Source organism: Synechococcus sp. RC10A2 (genome assembly GCF_047502605.1).
Genome location: NZ_JANSHP010000043.1, coordinates 1 through 672 on the forward strand (window position 1 = coordinate 1; position 672 = coordinate 672).

A 672-nucleotide genomic window follows, 5' to 3' on the forward strand; every position below is an offset into this window, starting at 1 on the left:
GGCGGGAGCGCATCTGGAAGGGGAGACTCTGCGGCTGAGCAAGATTGGCTCGATGCCTGTGGTGCTGCACCGCCCCTTGCCGGAGGGGTTTGTGCCCAAAACCTGCACAGTGGTGCGCAAGGCCGATGGGTGGTATGTCTGCATCAGCTTGGAAGACAAAAGCGTTCCTCTCCCAGAGCCTGTGCCTATCAAAAAGGCGGTGGGCATTGATGTGGGATTGGATAGGTTTCTCACCACCAGCGATGGGGAGGTGGTGCCTATCCCGCGGTACTACCGCCAAGCTCAAAAGCACTTGGCTCGACAGCAGCGGCAACTGAGCCGCAAAGTGAAGGGATCCGCCAACTGGAAGAGACAAGCCACGAAAGTTGCTTGTTTGCAGTTGCACGTTGCCCGACAACGCAAAGCGTTCCACTACCAAGTGGCGCACTGGCTGGTGGGGCAATACGACCTGTTGGTGGTGGAGGATCTCAACGTCCGAGGGCTGGCACGGACTCGGTTGGCTAAATCGATTTTGGATGCGGCTTGGGGACGATTTCTTGACATTCTGACAGCAGTGGCGGTCAAACGCGGCAAACAGGTGTTGAGAGTGGATCCCCGTGGTACGTCCCAAAATTGTTGTGTTTGTGAGGAGCGTGTTCCCAAGACCTTGTCGGAACGGGTGCATGATTGCCC

General features: G+C 57.3%; 1 protein-coding gene. It reads left to right on the forward strand.

What is annotated here, in order from left to right; genetic code table 11:
* Positions 1-672: RNA-guided endonuclease InsQ/TnpB family protein (locus NW848_RS06270; RefSeq protein WP_414510846.1), on the forward strand; the 672-nt coding region annotated here is incomplete at both ends.